13 protein-coding genes and 1 pseudogene are annotated in these 14,313 nt (G+C 70.6%); 7 read left to right on the top strand and 7 right to left on the bottom strand.

The window, feature by feature from the left end; translation table 11 throughout:
* Window positions 1-31: 31 nt before the first annotated feature.
* A complete protein-coding gene (locus tag CSC78_RS02040; RefSeq protein WP_162336251.1) occupies window positions 32-226 on the bottom strand; it encodes a hypothetical protein in 195 nt (64 codons plus the stop codon).
* Window positions 227-600: 374 nt separating this feature from the next.
* Between CSC78_RS02040 and CSC78_RS02035 the strand changes: the two genes are divergently transcribed.
* Window positions 601-831 carry a hypothetical protein gene (locus CSC78_RS02035; RefSeq protein ID WP_162336250.1) on the top strand — a complete coding sequence of 77 codons (231 nt, stop codon included), beginning with the start codon at window positions 601-603 and terminating at the stop codon, window positions 829-831.
* Between the two features lie 10 nt (window positions 832-841).
* Here the strand turns inward: CSC78_RS02035 and CSC78_RS02030 are convergent, their stop codons facing one another.
* The 3 genes from CSC78_RS02030 to CSC78_RS02020 all read right to left on the bottom strand — a co-directional run bounded on the left by CSC78_RS02030 (window position 842) and on the right by CSC78_RS02020 (window position 3,576).
* Window positions 842-1,210 (bottom strand): response regulator, encoded by a 369-nt coding sequence (locus CSC78_RS02030; protein ID WP_162336249.1) that lies wholly within the window; start codon window positions 1,208-1,210, stop codon window positions 842-844.
* Window positions 1,207-2,595, bottom strand: a complete 1,389-nt coding sequence (locus CSC78_RS19255; protein WP_407072265.1) for a sensor histidine kinase — start codon at window positions 2,593-2,595, stop codon at window positions 1,207-1,209. Before CSC78_RS19255 ends, CSC78_RS02030 begins: the two co-directional genes overlap by 4 nt.
* A 252-nt stretch (window positions 2,596-2,847) precedes the next feature.
* Window positions 2,848-3,576 carry a response regulator transcription factor gene (locus tag CSC78_RS02020; protein ID WP_162336247.1) on the bottom strand — a complete coding sequence of 243 codons (729 nt, stop codon included), beginning with the start codon at window positions 3,574-3,576 and terminating at the stop codon, window positions 2,848-2,850.
* 107 nt (window positions 3,577-3,683) lie between these two features.
* Between CSC78_RS02020 and CSC78_RS02015 the strand changes: the two are divergent.
* A pseudogene (locus CSC78_RS02015) lies at window positions 3,684-3,854 on the top strand (SDR family oxidoreductase); the annotation flags it as partial.
* Between the two features lie 18 nt (window positions 3,855-3,872).
* Here CSC78_RS02015 and CSC78_RS02010 read toward each other — a convergent pair.
* Window positions 3,873-5,579: an ABC1 kinase family protein gene (locus CSC78_RS02010; RefSeq protein ID WP_162336246.1), complete on the bottom strand. Its 1,707-nt coding sequence runs from the start codon at window positions 5,577-5,579 to the stop codon at window positions 3,873-3,875.
* A 116-nt stretch (window positions 5,580-5,695) separates the two neighbouring features.
* On the opposite strand from CSC78_RS02010, the gene CSC78_RS02005 reads away from it, so the two are divergent.
* Entirely contained in the window at window positions 5,696-5,878 is a 183-nt protein-coding gene (locus tag CSC78_RS02005) for a hypothetical protein (RefSeq protein ID WP_162336204.1), read from the top strand.
* A 13-nt stretch (window positions 5,879-5,891) separates the two neighbouring features.
* On the opposite strand, the gene CSC78_RS02000 is transcribed toward CSC78_RS02005, so the two are convergent.
* Together CSC78_RS02000 and CSC78_RS01995 are read right to left on the bottom strand one after the other, a co-directional pair.
* Complete coding sequence (locus CSC78_RS02000; protein ID WP_162336203.1) at window positions 5,892-6,149, bottom strand: hypothetical protein; 258 nt, start codon at window positions 6,147-6,149, stop codon at window positions 5,892-5,894.
* 54 nt (window positions 6,150-6,203) lie between these two features.
* Window positions 6,204-8,294, bottom strand: a complete 2,091-nt coding sequence (locus tag CSC78_RS01995; protein ID WP_162336245.1) for a catalase — start codon at window positions 8,292-8,294, stop codon at window positions 6,204-6,206.
* 230 nt (window positions 8,295-8,524) lie between these two features.
* Here CSC78_RS01995 and CSC78_RS01990 point away from each other — a divergent pair, with 230 nt between their 5' ends.
* From CSC78_RS01990 to pdeM, 4 genes are read left to right on the top strand one after another with little or no spacing between them, the layout of a single operon-like run.
* Window positions 8,525-9,526 (top strand): ligase-associated DNA damage response exonuclease, encoded by a 1,002-nt coding sequence (locus tag CSC78_RS01990; protein ID WP_162336244.1) that lies wholly within the window; start codon window positions 8,525-8,527, stop codon window positions 9,524-9,526.
* Window positions 9,523-11,115, top strand: coding sequence for an ATP-dependent DNA ligase (locus CSC78_RS01985; protein ID WP_162336243.1), 1,593 nt, complete (start codon window positions 9,523-9,525; stop codon window positions 11,113-11,115). The genes CSC78_RS01990 and CSC78_RS01985 overlap by 4 nt, the downstream gene beginning before the upstream one ends.
* Window positions 11,112-13,562 (top strand): ligase-associated DNA damage response DEXH box helicase, encoded by a 2,451-nt coding sequence (locus tag CSC78_RS01980; protein WP_162336242.1) that lies wholly within the window; start codon window positions 11,112-11,114, stop codon window positions 13,560-13,562. The genes CSC78_RS01985 and CSC78_RS01980 overlap by 4 nt, the downstream gene beginning before the upstream one ends.
* Window positions 13,552-14,238, top strand: coding sequence for a ligase-associated DNA damage response endonuclease PdeM (gene pdeM / locus CSC78_RS01975; RefSeq protein ID WP_162336241.1), 687 nt, complete (start codon window positions 13,552-13,554; stop codon window positions 14,236-14,238). Before CSC78_RS01980 ends, pdeM begins: the two co-directional genes overlap by 11 nt.
* The last annotated feature ends 75 nt before the right edge of the window (window positions 14,239-14,313 follow it).

Below are 14,313 nucleotides of genomic sequence, written 5' to 3'. Positions count from 1 at the left end.
ATGTTCTCCCGCGCACGGCACGGCCGTGCGCTCACGTCTTCGACGTCGACGCCTGCAACGCCGCCGCAAGTGCGGCGTCGCCCGAGACGAAGTCCGCCCAGCGCACTTCCACGCCGTTGCGACGGCCCTTCTCGACCAGTTTCAGGCCTACGGGGTCGATGGTCAGCGTGTACACCTGGTCACCGATGGTGAGTTCGCGCCGCAGCGCCTTGTCGAGGGGAGTCATGAAGCATCCTGTTCTGGGGGGAACGATCGTCGTGGAGCCGGCCTTGCGCAGCGCCCGGCTCCACCGCCGGATCGTTGCGTTCGTCGCTGGTGCGCTTGCCGGTCGACTCGCCGGACACCACCGGTCCAGCGGGGCGGCGTTGCCGCTCCACGGCCGTCGGTGCGCGCGGCGGAACTTCGCGGGGAGTACGTTGCATGGGGGATGTCCTCGCATCTGGCATGCGAACAGCGTGTGCATCGGCACGTTGACGATCCGTGACGGCGCGGCCGCCGTTTTCAGCGCACGGTCACGCTCGGGCGCTTGCACGACTGGCGGCTGAACGCACTCACGCCATGCCTACGGTGTCTTTACGAACGCGACGCCAGCATCCCGACATGCTCTGCCAAGAACGCATCGATGCGCGTCTGTCCGACGCCGAAAACCTGATCCGCTCCGGCGCCGATATCGGCGATCCCCATGCCTTCCTTCGCAGCCTGTGGATGCAGGTCTACGAGCAGGCGCCCATGCATCTGCGCTCGGCGGTACTGCGCCGCCTGCATGCGCTCGGGCGCCGGATGGGCATCAATTACGAGCACGGCAGCGCCACGACGATCGCGTCGTCGTAGCGCGCATGCCTCATTGCGTCGCCTGCAGCTGCTCCAGTGCGGCCTGGATGTCGTGCCGGCGATAAGGCTTGGCCAGCACCGGCGTATCGGCGAAGCGCGCCGGCATGCCCTGCTGCCCGTAACCGGTGGTGAAGAGGAACGGGATGCCACGCTCGCGCAACGCATCGGCGACGGGGAAGGATTCGGTGCCCGCCAGGTTCACGTCCACCACCGCGAGGTCGATCTCGTTCGCCTCCAGGTCCGTCAGTGCCTGTTCCACCGACCCGGCGCTGCCGGCCACCGCGTAGCCCAGCGTCGGCAGCAGGTCCTCCAGCAGCATCACCAGCATGAATTCGTCTTCGACAATGAAGACACGGTTGGCGTCGGCTTCCGGCGTCATGCAGCGGCTCCTTCGGTGGCAAGCGGGGCGGTGATCCGGCAGGTCACGCCGGTGGGCAGGAAATCGAGCGATACATCGCCGCCCAGGTCATGGCGCAGGCCGCGTTCGATCAGGCGCGAGCCGAAGCCGCGCCGGGTGGGGGCGACCACGGGCGGTCCGCCGCGCTCCTCCCAGCGCAACACCAGGCACTCTCCGCCGTCGCGCGTTTCGCGCGTCCAGCGGATATCCACGTGCCCGCCTTCGGTGGACAGTGCGCCGAACTTCATCGCGTTGGTGAACAGCTCGTGCAGCGCCATGGTCAGCGCCAGCGCGCGTTGCGGTTCCAGTTCCACGGGGAAGCCCTGCAGCGTGAAACGGCCGGGATCGTCCGCGCAGGGCGCGATGGCCGTGCGCACGATCGCCTCCAGCGGCGCGTGCACCCACTGCTTGACGGTCAGCATGTCGTGCGCCTGGCTCAAGGCGTGCAGGCGGGCCTCGAAGCGGTCGTACCCGGGCGACGCGTCGCCGTTGGTGCCCAGCGTCTGCAGGGCGATCGACTGAACGATGGCCAGCGTGTTCTTGACCCGGTGGTTGAGTTCGGCGAGCAGCAGGCGCTGGTGTTCCTCGTGGCGCTTGCGCTCGCTGATGTCGGTGGCCGCGCCGAACCATTCGGTGACCTGGCCGCCGATCGGGCGGATCGGTACCGCGCGCGAGGACACCCACGACCAGTCGCCGCGGTCGTTGCGGATGCGGTGCTCGGCCGCATAGGGCGTCTGCGTGGCGCGCGCATGGGCGATGGCATGGCGGACCTGTTCGCGGTCATCGGGGTGCACCAGCACCTCCAGCCAGTCGGGGGTCAGCGAGCCATGCCGGCCCAGCAGCAGGCTGCCGCCGACGATGTCCACCTCGCTCCAGTCCTCGTTGGTGCGGTAGACCAGGTCGGTGGTGGCGTCGACCATCGCGGCCAGCCGCTCCTCGCTGCGACGGCGGGCGTCCTCGTGCAGCTTGCGCTCGGTGACGTCGCGGGTGGTGCCGGCGACCGCCTCCACCTCGCCGTCCGGGCCGATCACCGGCATCAGCAGGTAGTCGTAGATGCGGCGCCCGTTGGTGCCATTGAACGGCACGTCGCCGCGCACCGGCTGACGGGTGGCGACGACCTGCTCGATCTCGCGGTCGTGCATGGCCGCATGCCACGGCTCGTAGCCGATCTCCAGGCAGTTCTTGCCGATGGCCTCGTCCCAGGTCATGCCCCACATCGCGAGCAGTGCGGCATTGGCATAGGTGAAGCGGTGTTGCAGATCCCACATGTAGACCAAGTCGGGCGTGACCTGCAGCAGCGTCTCGTACAAGCGGACGCGCTGTTCCAGGGGATCGTCCGGTCCGGCTGCCGTCATCGAGTTGTCCACGCGTATTCCTACCCAGCAGCGACGCATTCAGCTTATCGTCGGCGCGCGTGGCAATACCGTGAAAACGCGCGCGCCGCACACCTGCGGTTAATGATCGATACCCGGTTGGCGCATGCGCGTTCGCGTAGGGCGGGCTCAAGCCCGCCATCGCACGACATCACTCCGCACGGCAAACGAGCGGCAAAGACAACCTGCACGCCAGCCCCGCGACCCCATGCCGATCGATCGGCGAACGGAACCGCCGCGCAGCGACTAGACGACCGCGGCGGCCACGCGCGGCGGACGCTGCCCCGGCGGCAGGTCGGCGATGCGATAGCCCGCGCTCTGCACCGTATGCAGCAGCGGCGTATCGAACCCGCGGTCGATGGCCTTGCGCACGTTGTAGAGATGGCTGCGCAGGGCGTCCGAATCGGGCAGATCGTCGCCCCACAGTTCGCGCTCGATCTCGCGGCGGGACACCACGCGCGGCGACTCCCGCATCAGGATGGTCAGCAGCTTCGCCGACACCGGCGACAGCTCGAGTTCGCGGTCGCCGCGCCGCACGCGGTGGCAGGTGGGATCGAACGACAGATCGCCGACCTTGAGCACCTGCCTGGCCACTTCCTTGCGGTTGCGGCGGATCACCGCGCGCAGCCGCGCCTCCAGTTCCTGCGTGGCGAAGGGCTTGGTGAGGTAGTCGTCCACGCCGTCCTCCAGGCCCGCGAGCTTGTCGTCGAGCGTGTCGCGTCCGGTCGCCATGATGATCGGCGTGGAAATGCGCGCCTCGCGCCGCAGCGCCCGCACCACGTCCAGGCCATCCATGCGCGGCAGATGGCCGTCGAGGATGATGGCGTCGTAGCGGTTCTCCACGGCCAACCGGTAGCCCTCGCCGCCGTCCGCCGCGTAGTCGACCTCCATGCCGCGACTTTCCAGGTAGAAGCCCACCGATTCGGCGAGGCTCCGGTTGTCTTCGATGATGAGGACGACAGCCGACATGGACATGGCAGTACCTGTTGGAGTTCAGTTTGGTGAAGTTGCCTCAGCCGGTGTCGAGTCGGCGTGAAGGCGCGTCGCGATCACGCGATGCCGACGCGTGTTCGCGAAGATCGTCACCGGCGCCGATTCGGGCAGAAGTCGCGGCGTTCGGCCAGGACAGCGCGATGGGCCGCCCGGCGCAGCCGGAGGAACTGTCGCCGGCCTTCGTCTTCCTCGCCTCGCCGGTGATGTCGTCGTACGTCAACGGCATCGTGCTGCCGGTCATGGGCGGCCCCAAGGGCTGATCGCCTCCGGCGACGGCCTCAGCGCGGCCCGCGCTCCTCGCGCGAGCGGGCGCGATGATCGCTGAGCAGCGAACTGACGATGATGCCGCCGCCCAGCGCCACGCCCAGCAGGAACAGCACCAGCGCCACCACGGGATAGCCCCACAGCGTGTGCGATGACGGCACGCGCATCATCATCGCCGAGGCGAGGATCAGCGCGGCGGTGATGACGCCGACCGAAATGCGGTTGGCGATCTTCTGCAGGTTCTCCATCAGCCTGGATTCCTCCAGGCCGGTGACCCGCATCTGGAACCGGTTCTCGGCGACCAGCGATAGGATGTCCGACAGCTTGCGCGGGCCGTCGCGCAGCAGCGCCTGCACTTCCATCATCTCGCTGGCCAGGTTGGGCGAGGACAGCGACTTGCGCAGGCGCGCACGCATGACGTGCTGCAGCTGGTCCTCGACCACGCGCTTGGTATCGAGATCCGGCGCCAGCAGGTGGCAGGCGGTGTCCAGGTTGAGCAGCGTCTTGCCGAGCAGGCTGAGTTCCGGCGGCGGACGCAGGCCGCACTGGGTGGCGATGCGCACCAGGTCCAGCACCACCCTGCCCTCCGACATCGACGCCTGGTGCGCGCCATAGCGCGCGATCAGCTGGCCCACCTCGCGCAGGAAGCGCGGCTCGTCGTAGTCCTCCAGCCGGATGCCCAAGGCGATGCACTCTTCCGCCACCTGCTCGCCGCGCCCGTCGACGGCGGCGAACAGCAGCTTGAGCAGGCGATCGCGCTGGCGCGGCGGCACGTTGGCGACCATGCCCAGATCGAAGATCGCCAGGCGTCCGTCTTCCGTCACCCGCAGGTTGCCCGGATGCGGATCGGCATGGATCTCGCCATGCACGAACACCTGATCCAGGTAACCGCGCAGCAGATCCTCGGCGAGCGGCGTCATGCCCTGTTCGGTACGGCGCAGGCCGGAAATCTGGTCGACGCGGCGGCCGTCGGCCAGTTCCATGGTCAGCACGCGCTTGGCGGTGTAGTCCCACACCGGCGCCGGCACCCACAGCTGGCGGAACGGCGCCAGGTGTTCGCGGAAGCGTTCCAGGTTCTCCGCTTCCGCCACGTAGTCGAGTTCGGCGGTGAGCGAGCGCGAGAACTCGCCCAGCCATTCGGAGAAGCGCACATGGCGTCCCACGTCGGTGAAGCGGTCGGCGGTGCTGGTGATGCCGCGCAGCAGGTCGAGATCGGCCATCAGCTGCTGCGCCACGCCGGGCCGCTGCACCTTCACCGCCACCTCGCGGCCGTCGCGCAGCGTCGCGCGATGGACCTGCGCCAGCGAGGCGCAGCCGAGCGGCGTCTCGTCGAAGCTGGCGTAGGCCTTGCTGATGCGCACGCCGAGCGCATCCTCGACCTGGTCGCGGATCACGTCGAACGACACCGGCGTGACCTTCTCCTGCATGCGCTCGAGCGCCGTCGCATAGGGCGCAGGCACCAGGTCAGGCCGTGTCGACAGCATCTGCCCCAGCTTGACGAAGGTGGGGCCCAGCGCTTCCAGCTCGTCGGCGAACTTGTCCGGACTGCCGTCGTCGGCCAGCTCCTCGTCCAGCATCGCCGGTTCCAGCGACAGGCCGTTGAACACGCCGGATTTGCGGTAACGGAACAGGAAGCCCAGGATCGCGGCGCGGCGCGTCAGGCGGTGTTCGCCGGGCGAGGTGGACGTGGACGGTGTGGACGGGGAAGCGGCATCGGTCATGACCCTGTTTTTCGCGCGCTTCCCGTGATCGGGGAGTGAACCGCAGCACTCGTGTCTCACGCGACGATCACTGCGCGGGCGCTGGAATCGTCACTGTCCACGCTGGAGCCGACCCCATGAGCCGACCGATGACGCAGAAGCCCAACCCGCACAGTGACGGCGAGAAGGCCAATACGCCCGACAAGCATCGCAACGACAAGGCGCGCTGGAAGGACCACGACCAGCCCGACGACCCGCGGACCGGTCGTCCCGATCCCGACCAGGACTATCCGGACGCGCGCGACAGCGTGCCGCGCTGACGCCGGCGCCGCGTCAGAGCGGCGGCATGACCGGCCGTTCGCGCACCACCGTGCCCGGTGCCGCCGCATACGTGTCGGCGACGATCTGCTGGCGCTGCGCGACCGTGGCCAGCAGCTCGTTGGTCCTGCGCTGCTCCTCGATCTGCCGCCGCAGCAGGCCCTTGATGCCGAAGACCGCGAACGGCACCAGGATCCACAGGATCGAGAGCACCAGCCCGAGCGCGAGCAGGAAGAAACCAAGGAAGGTGTAGCCGGCAGTCAGGTGGTCCATGGGGATCTCCGTGTGGATGGAATCAGGTGGGCGGTCTCGACGCGCGCGAAGGCATCACGCCAGCGTGCGGACCTTTTTCTCGCGGTTCCACTGGCGCGTCCGCGCCGCGGCGAGGAATGCCTCGGTCAGGTCGGCATCGACCACGCCCGCATCGCGGCCGACGCCCGCGGCCTTCAGCAGCGCCTGCGCACCGGCATCGACACCGATCGCCTTCAGGTGGCCGAAGGCGTCGCGCACGAAATCCACGGCGGCGGCTTCCTTCGCCAGGCGCTTGCCGGCGTCGGCATCGAGCACCAGCGCCACGGCGTCGAACAGCACCGACGGCGTGCCGGCCAGCTGACCGTCGGCCGGCAGCCGCGTGCCGTCGTCGAGTGTCGCGCCGCCGACGCGCGGCGCGACGATCTTCACGGTGGCGCCTTCGCGCTCGATCGCCTTGCGCAGCGCCTTGACCCGTTTCGCGTCGGAGCCGTCGTCGACCAGCAGGCCGACCGCGCGTCCTTCCAGCGTGTCGCGCATGCGGTCGATGATGCGCAGCGCCGGCGATGGCGGCATGTCCCTGGGCGGCACCGCGGCATCGGGCGCTTCCGGCAACGCGTCCATGCCCAGGCCCTTGGCCACGCGTTCGGCCAGCGCCTGCTCGATGTGGCGCAGGTGGCCGACCACCGCCTCGCGGACATGCGGCGTCTCCACCTTCGACAGTTCGAACACCAGCGCCGAGGCGAGATGCGCCTGCTCGTGCGCGCTCTGGCTGCGGAAGAACAGGCGCGCCTGGCTGTAGTGGTCGGCGAACGATTCGGGGCGCAGCCGCTGTTTGCCGCCCGGCTCCACCGGCGTGGCATGGCTGCGGAATCCCGCGGGCGTCTCGCGCGGCGCGTCGGCCTGCAGCGAACTCGGCTCGTAGTTGACGCGTCCCTTCGGCACCGCCATCTGCATGTACCCGTCGCGCTGCAGGTTGGCGAACGGGCACTTGGGCGCGTTGACCGGGATCTGGTGGAAATTCGGGCCGCCCAGGCGCGAGAGCTGCGTGTCGAGGTAGGATAACAGCCGCCCCTGCAGCAGCGGATCGTCGCTGACATCGATGCCGGGCACGATGTTCGCCGGGCAGTACGCCACCTGTTCGGTTTCGGCGAAGAAGTTGTCCGGCCAGCGGTCCAGCACCATGCGGCCGATGACGGTCAGCGGGATGGTTTCCTCGGGGATCAGCTTGGTCGGGTCGAGATGGTCGAACGGGAATTCCGCCGCCTGTTCCTCGGTGAACAGCTGCACGGCGAGATCCCAGGCCGGATACGCGCCGGCCTGGATCGCCTCGAACAGGTCGCGGCGATGGAAGTCGTTGTCGGCCGCCTGCAGCTTCACCGCCTCGTCCCAGACCGTGGACTGGATGCCGAGCACGGGCCGCCAGTGGAACTTCACGAAGGTCGAGCGTCCCTGCGCATCGAGCAGCCGGAAGCTGTGCACGCCGAAGCCCTCGATGGTGCGCAGCGAACGCGGGATCGTGCGGTCGCTCATCGCCCACATGATCATGTGCATGGTCTCGGGCGTCAGCGACACGAAATCCCAGAACGTGTCGTGGGCGCTGCCCGCCTGCGGGAAGCCGCGGTCGGGCTCCATCTTCACCGAGTGCACCACGTCCGGGAACTTCATCGCGTCCTGGATGAAGAACACCGGGATGTTGTTGCCCACCAGGTCCCAGTTGCCCTCGCCGGTGTAGAACTTCACCGCGAAGCCGCGCACGTCGCGCGGCGTGTCGACCGAGCCCGCACCGCCGGCGACGGTGGAGAAGCGGGTGAACACCGGCGTGCGCACGCCGACCTCGGTCAGCACCTTCGCGGTGGTGTACTTGGCCAGCGACTTCTTCAGCTCGAAGTAGCCATGCGCCGCCGTGCCGCGCGCATGCACGATCCGCTCCGGGATGCGCTCGTGGTCGAAGTGGGTGATCTTCTCGCGGAGGATGAAGTCCTCCAGCAAGGTGGGGCCGCGCGGACCCGCGCGCAGCGAGTTCTGGTTGTCGGCGACCGGGATGCCCTGGTTGGTCGTCAGCGCGGGATGCTTGCCGCCCGCGCTGCCGTGGCGTTCGTCGCCCGCGCCTCGTGCGGCGGGTCGTGGCGTGCGGGCGGACTTGGCGGGCTTCTTCTGGCTGGCCATCGGAACTCCAGGGGGGACGTCGGCGAAGGGAGGCATGCGATCGACGCAGCGCGATGACGGCGCGTCGTTGCGATGCACGGCATGCACCGGATCTTCCATGCGACGCGTGACCGCGATGTGCACCGCGGGTCATGTTGGTGAACACCGTGTCGGCGGCCGTCGCGCCAGCATGAATGCGCGGCGCTCCGCATCACGTCCGCATCACCCGCTTCACCCTGGAATGCCGACTGATGGCAGTGCATGACCGCGACATCGTCCAGCTTCGCCCCGAGGGCCTGTATTGCCCGGCGGGCGATTTCCATATCGACCCCTGGCGGCCGGTCGCGACGGCGGTCATCACCCATGGCCATGGCGACCATGCCCGCATCGGCATGGGGTGCTACCACGCCGTCCACGAGTGCATGCCGGTGCTGCGCTGGCGGCTGGGCGAGCAGACGTTCCATCCGCACGCCTACGGCGAGTCTTTCAAGCTGGGATCGGCGCGTGTGTCGCTGCATTCGGCCGGCCATGTGCTGGGCTCGGCGCAGGTGCGGATCGAGGTGGACGGCAGAGTCTGGGTCGCCTCCGGCGACTACAAGCGCCAACCCGACCCCACCTGCGCGCCTTTCGAGGTGGTGCCCTGCGATGTCTTCATCACCGAAGCGACCTTCGCCCTGCCCGTCTACCGCTGGCCCGACACCGGCGCGGAAGTCGCACGCATCGTCGACTGGCGTCGCGCCTGCGCGGCGCGCGGACGCACCGCCGTGCTGTACGCGTATGCGCTGGGCAAGGCGCAGCGGATCCTGGCCGAGCTCGCGCGCTTCGACGAACCGCCGGTCTTCCTGCATGGCGCGGTCGATATCGGCGTGCAGGTGTACCGCCAGGCCGGCATCGACCTGATCGCGACCGAGCCCGTCGGCGAGCAGCCCAAGGGCAAGGATTACGCCGGCCGGTTGGTCATCGCGCCGCCGTCGGCGGCCGGCTCGACGTGGATACGCCGCTTCCGCGATGCCGAGCACGGCTTCGCCTCCGGCTGGATGCGCCTGCGCGGCAACCGGCGGCGGCGCAACTACGACCGCGGCTTCGTGCTGTCCGACCACGCCGACTGGCCCGCGCTGCTGGACACCATCGAACAGACCGGTGCGCGGCGCGTGATCGCCACCCATGGCAGCACCGATGCGCTGATCCGCTACCTGCGCGAGCGCGGCCACGACGCGCACGCGTTCTCCACCGATTTCGGTGCCGAGGGATGAAGGCCTTCGCCGCGCTCTACCAGACGCTGGAGCACAGCACCGGCACGCTGGACAAGCGCGCCGCCATCGCCGCGTACGTGCGGACCACGCCACGCGCCGATGCCGCGTGGGGCCTGTGGCTGCTGGCCGGCAACAAGCTGCGCCGCATCGCCGCCAGCGGCGAACTGCGGAGCTGGTGCGGCGAGGTGGCCGGCTTGCCTGCCTGGCTGGTCGACGACAGCTATTCGCACGTGGGCGATCTTGCCGAGACGCTGGCGTTGCTGCTCCCACCGACCCCGTCGCCCGCGGCCGACGTGCCGCTGCATGCCTGGATCGAACAGCGGCTGCTGCCGGTGGCGGGCGCGGACGTGGACACGCGACGGCGCATGGTGGTCGACGCCTGGATGCAGCTGCCCGAGGGCGAGCGCCTGGTGTTCACCAAGCTGCTGACCGGTGCGCTGCGCATCGGCGTGTCGCTGCGGCTGGTGCAGCAGGCGCTGGCCGATCTCTCCGGGGTTCCCATCGCCCTGCTCGCGCAGCGCATGCTCGGCGACTGGCCGCCGACGCCGGCGTTCCTCGACGCGCTGCTGTCCACCGAGGCGCAGGACAGCGACCGCGAACAGCCCTACCCGTTCTTCCTGGCCTCGCCGCTGGACGGCACCGTCGAGCAGCTGGGCGACATCGGCGACTGGCTGCTGGAGTGGAAGTGGGACGGCATCCGCCTGCAGATCATCCGCCGCCGCGGCGAGGTCGCGCTGTGGTCGCGCGGCGAAGAGCGGCTGGATGGCCGCTTCCCCGAGATCGAAGCCGCCGCCGGCGCCTTGCCGCGCGATGCGGTGATCGATGGCGAACTGCTCGCATGGCAGCAGGGCGACGCGCCGTTGCCCTTCTCCGCGTTGCAGACGCGCATCCAGCGCAAGCGCCCCGGCAGCAAGCACCTGGCGGCGGCGCCCGCGCGCGTGCTCGCCTACGACCTGCTCGAGCTGGACGGCGACGACCTGCGCGAGTGGCCGCTGCACGCGCGCCGGCAGCGCCTGCGCGAGTTGCTCGAGGCCACCGGCGATCCGCGGCTGGTGCTGTCGCCGGACGCCGGCGCCGCGAGCTGGGACGACGCCGCCGCGATGCGCGCGACCTCGCGTGGCCGTGGCGTGGAAGGCCTGATGGTGAAGCGGCGCGACTCGCCGTACCGCAGCGGACGCCGGCGCGGCGACTGGTGGAAGTGGAAGATCGATCCGCTCACCATCGACGCGGTACTGCTGTACGCGCAGGCCGGCCACGGGCGGCGCAGCACGCTGTACACGGACTACACGTTCGGCGTGTGGGACGAGGCCGGCGAGCTGGTGCCGGTCGCCAAGGCGTACTCCGGCCTGGACGACACCGAGATCCTCGCGCTCGACCAGTGGATCCGCACCCACACGCGCGAGCGCTTCGGTCCGGTGCGTTCGGTGGTGGCCGAACAGGTGTTCGAACTCGGCTTTGAAGGCGTCAACGTCAGCAACCGCCACAAGTCCGGCATCGCCGTGCGCTTTCCGCGCATCCTGCGCTGGCGGCGCGACAAGCCGGCCGCCGAGGCGGACCGGCTGGCGACGCTGAAGGCGCTGGCGCGGTGACGCCGCTCGCGCGCCTGCGGGACTGGTTCGCGGCGCGCGGCTGGACGCCCTTGCCGTTCCAGCGGCAGGCGTGGCGGCACTACCTGGCCGGCGAATCGGGCCTGATCCACACGCCCACCGGCAGCGGCAAGACCCTGGCGGCCTTCGGCGGCCCGCTGCTGGAGGCGCTGGCGGAGCCGCCGGTCCCGACGGGCCGGAAGCGGAATCCACCGCGACCGCTGCGCGTGCTGTGGATCACGCCCCTGCGTGCCCTGGCCTCGGACACCACGCGCGCGCTGACGGACACCGCGCTCGCGCTCGGCCTGCCGTGGACGGTGGCGCAGCGCACCGGCGACGCCAGTGCGCGCGACAAGCGGCTGGCGCGCGGCGGCAAGCTGGACGTGCTGGTCACCACGCCCGAGTCGCTGTCGCTGCTGCTGAGTTATCCCGACACCGCGCCGATGTTCGCCGCGCTGCGCTGCATCGTGGTCGACGAGTGGCACGAGCTGATGGGCAGCAAGCGCGGCGTGCAGACGCAGCTCGCGCTGGCGCGCCTGCGGCGGTGGTCGCCGCAGGTGCGCCCCTGGGGGCTGTCGGCGACGCTGGGCAACCTGGACGACGCCCGCCGTGCGCTGCTGCCCCCGGGCGTGCCGCCGCAGGTGCTGTCGGCGGCGCGTCCGCGGCCGATGACCCTGGAGACCCTGCTGCCGCCGGACATCGTCCGCTTCCCGTGGAGCGGCCATCTCGGCCTGAGCCAGCTGGCCGGCGTGATGGCGCGCGTGATGGCCGTGCGCACGACGCTGCTGTTCACCAACACGCGCGCGCATGCCGAGCTGTGGCACCAGGCGCTGGCCGCCGTGTGGCCGGAAGATGCCGGCACGCTGGCGCTGCACCACGGGTCGCTGGATCCCGCCGTACGGCAGCAGGCGGAAGCGGGCTTGCGCGAGGCGACCCTGCGCTGCGTGGTGGCGACCTCCAGCCTCGACCTGGGCGTGGACTTCCCGTCCGTGGACCAGGTGATCCAGATCGGCAGTCCCAAGGGCGTGGCGCGCCTGCTGCAGCGTGCCGGGCGCGCGCGCCACCGGCCGGGCGAAACCGGCCACGTGCTCTGCGTGTCGACGCACGCGCTGGAACTGGCGGAGTACGCCGCCACCCGCACCGCCATCGCCGACGGCGCGGTCGAAGTGCGCCACCCGCCGCGCCTGCCGCTGGACGTGCTGGCGCAGCACTGCGTCACCATCGCGCTGGGCGGCGGCTTCGTGGCGGAGGCGCTGTTCGACGAGGTCCGCACGACCGGGGCGTTCGCCGCGCTCGACGCCGCCACCTGGCAGCGGGTGCTCGATTTCGTCGTGCGTGGCGGCGACGCGCTCGAGCACTATCCCGAGTACCGCCGCGTGGTGCGCGACGACGATGGCGTGTACCGCGTGCACGACCGCACCGTCGCCCTGCGCCACCGCCTGGCCATCGGCACCATCGCCAGCGACGGCAACGTCGCGGTCAAGTTCCTGCGCGGCGGTGGACTCGGTGCGGTGGAGGAAGCGTTCGTGGGCCGGCTGCGGCCCGGCGACCGGTTCCGCTTCGCCGGCCGCCTGCTGGAGCTGGTGCGGCTGCAGGACATGACCGCCTACGTGCGCCTGGTGAAACAGGGCGATGGCGTGGTGCCGCGCTGGATGGGCGGGCGCATGCCGCTGTCCACGCGCCTGGCCGGGCAGGTCTGCGCCACGCTGGCGAACGACCGCACGTCGCCGGAGATGCGTGCGCTGCAGCCGCTGCTGGATGTGCAGGCGCGGCTGAGCCGGATGCCGTCGCCCGACCTGCTGCTGGTGGAAACGGTGCGCCGGCGCGACGGGCAGCACGTATTCGTCTTCCCGTTCGCCGGCCGGCGCACGCACGAGGGCCTCGCGGCGTTGCTGGCGTGGCGGCTGGGCCGTCGCGCGCCCAACACGTTCGCCATGTCGGCCAACGACCTGGGCTTCATGCTGTCGCCGCAACGGCCGCTGGCGCTGGACGCCGATACGCTGCGCGACCTGCTGACGCCGGACGGCCTGCTCGACGACCTCACGCAGGGCGCCAACCTGGGCGAACTGGCGCGCCGGCAGTTCCGCGGCATCGCGCGCGTGGCCGGCCTGCTGCCGCCCTCGCTGCCGGGCCGCGCGCCGCGCAGCCTGCGCCAGTTGCAGGCGTCGAGCGGCCTGCTGTTCGACGTGCTGGCGCAGCACGATCCCGGCCACCTGCTGCTGGCGCTGGCGCGGCGCGAAGCGCTGGAAGACGACCTGCAGGTGGCCGGGATCGAGGAGGCCCTGCGGCGGCTGCAGGTGCAGGCGATCGCGGTGGAACAGCCCGAGAGCCTCACGCCGTTGGCGTTCCCGCTGTGGGCGGACGGCATGCGCGGCCACCTGAGCACGGAGGACTGGCAGGTGCGCGTGCGCCGGGCGGCGGAGCAGCTGGAGCGTCGGCATGGCCGCTAGCCTGGTGCGCGAACTGGCGGGCGAGCCGATGCGGCTGCTCGCGGACCGGGCGCTGTTCTGGCCCGCAGAGGCGGTGCTGTTCATCGCCGACCTGCACCTGGGCAAGGGCGAGGCCTTGCGGCGTGGCGGCATTGCCGTGCCCCGCGGCGGCACGCGCGAGGACCTGGCGCGGCTGCATGCACTGCTCGAGGCGACGGGCGCACGCGAGCTGTGCGTGCTGGGCGACTTCCTGCACGGCGCTGCAGACGGTGGCGCGTGGCAGCAGGAATGGCAGGCCTGGCGCGCGGCGCATGCGGCCTTGCCCATTTCCGTGGTGGCGGGCAACCACGACCGCCGGCTGCACCGGCAGGCCGAGGCGTGGCACCTCGCGCTGCTGGGCGAGAACACCCCGCGCGGTCCGTTCCGGCTCTGCCATCTGCCGAGGACCGACGCGGGGCATGTGATCGCCGGCCACCTCCATCCGCGCGTGCGCTATCCCGGCCTGCCCGGCCGATGGCCTGCCTTCCTGATGCGTCCGGGCCTGACCGTGCTGCCCGCGTTCTCGCGCTTCACCGGCGGCACGGATCCCGTCGCCGCGCCCGGCGACACCTACGTCGTCTGCCTGGACGGCCAGCTCGCCGAACGGGACGCCGGGCGGGCCGCGGGTAATGCATTTCGGCGCCGCTACGGGCGGTGACCGCGTGGGCGGGTAGCGCACGGCGCGGCGGCCAACGAAAAAGGCCCCGCATCGCGGGGCCTTCGGTTTGCGCAA

Origin of the sequence: Pseudoxanthomonas japonensis (genome assembly GCF_010093445.1) — a bacterium.
GTDB lineage: Bacteria > Pseudomonadota > Gammaproteobacteria > Xanthomonadales > Xanthomonadaceae > Pseudoxanthomonas_A > Pseudoxanthomonas_A japonensis.
This window is presented reverse-complemented; position numbering and strand designations above follow the sequence as displayed.

Bases quoted from the DNA above. Each gene is read 5' to 3' on its own strand.
- CSC78_RS02040 (WP_162336251.1), bottom strand. From the start codon at position 226: ATGACTCCCCTCGACAAGGCGCTGCGGCGCGAACTCACCATCGGTGAC.
- CSC78_RS02035 (WP_162336250.1), top strand. From the start codon at position 601: ATGCTCTGCCAAGAACGCATCGATGCGCGTCTGTCCGACGCCGAAAAC.
- CSC78_RS02030 (WP_162336249.1), bottom strand. From the start codon at position 1,210: ATGACGCCGGAAGCCGACGCCAACCGTGTCTTCATTGTCGAAGACGAA.
- CSC78_RS02020 (WP_162336247.1), bottom strand. From the start codon at position 3,576: ATGTCCATGTCGGCTGTCGTCCTCATCATCGAAGACAACCGGAGCCTC.
- CSC78_RS02010 (WP_162336246.1), bottom strand. From the start codon at position 5,579: ATGACCGATGCCGCTTCCCCGTCCACACCGTCCACGTCCACCTCGCCC.
- CSC78_RS02005 (WP_162336204.1), top strand. From the start codon at position 5,696: ATGAGCCGACCGATGACGCAGAAGCCCAACCCGCACAGTGACGGCGAG.
- CSC78_RS02000 (WP_162336203.1), bottom strand. From the start codon at position 6,149: ATGGACCACCTGACTGCCGGCTACACCTTCCTTGGTTTCTTCCTGCTC.
- CSC78_RS01995 (WP_162336245.1), bottom strand. From the start codon at position 8,294: ATGGCCAGCCAGAAGAAGCCCGCCAAGTCCGCCCGCACGCCACGACCC.
- CSC78_RS01990 (WP_162336244.1), top strand. From the start codon at position 8,525: ATGGCAGTGCATGACCGCGACATCGTCCAGCTTCGCCCCGAGGGCCTG.
- CSC78_RS01985 (WP_162336243.1), top strand. From the start codon at position 9,523: ATGAAGGCCTTCGCCGCGCTCTACCAGACGCTGGAGCACAGCACCGGC.
- pdeM (WP_162336241.1), top strand. From the start codon at position 13,552: ATGGCCGCTAGCCTGGTGCGCGAACTGGCGGGCGAGCCGATGCGGCTG.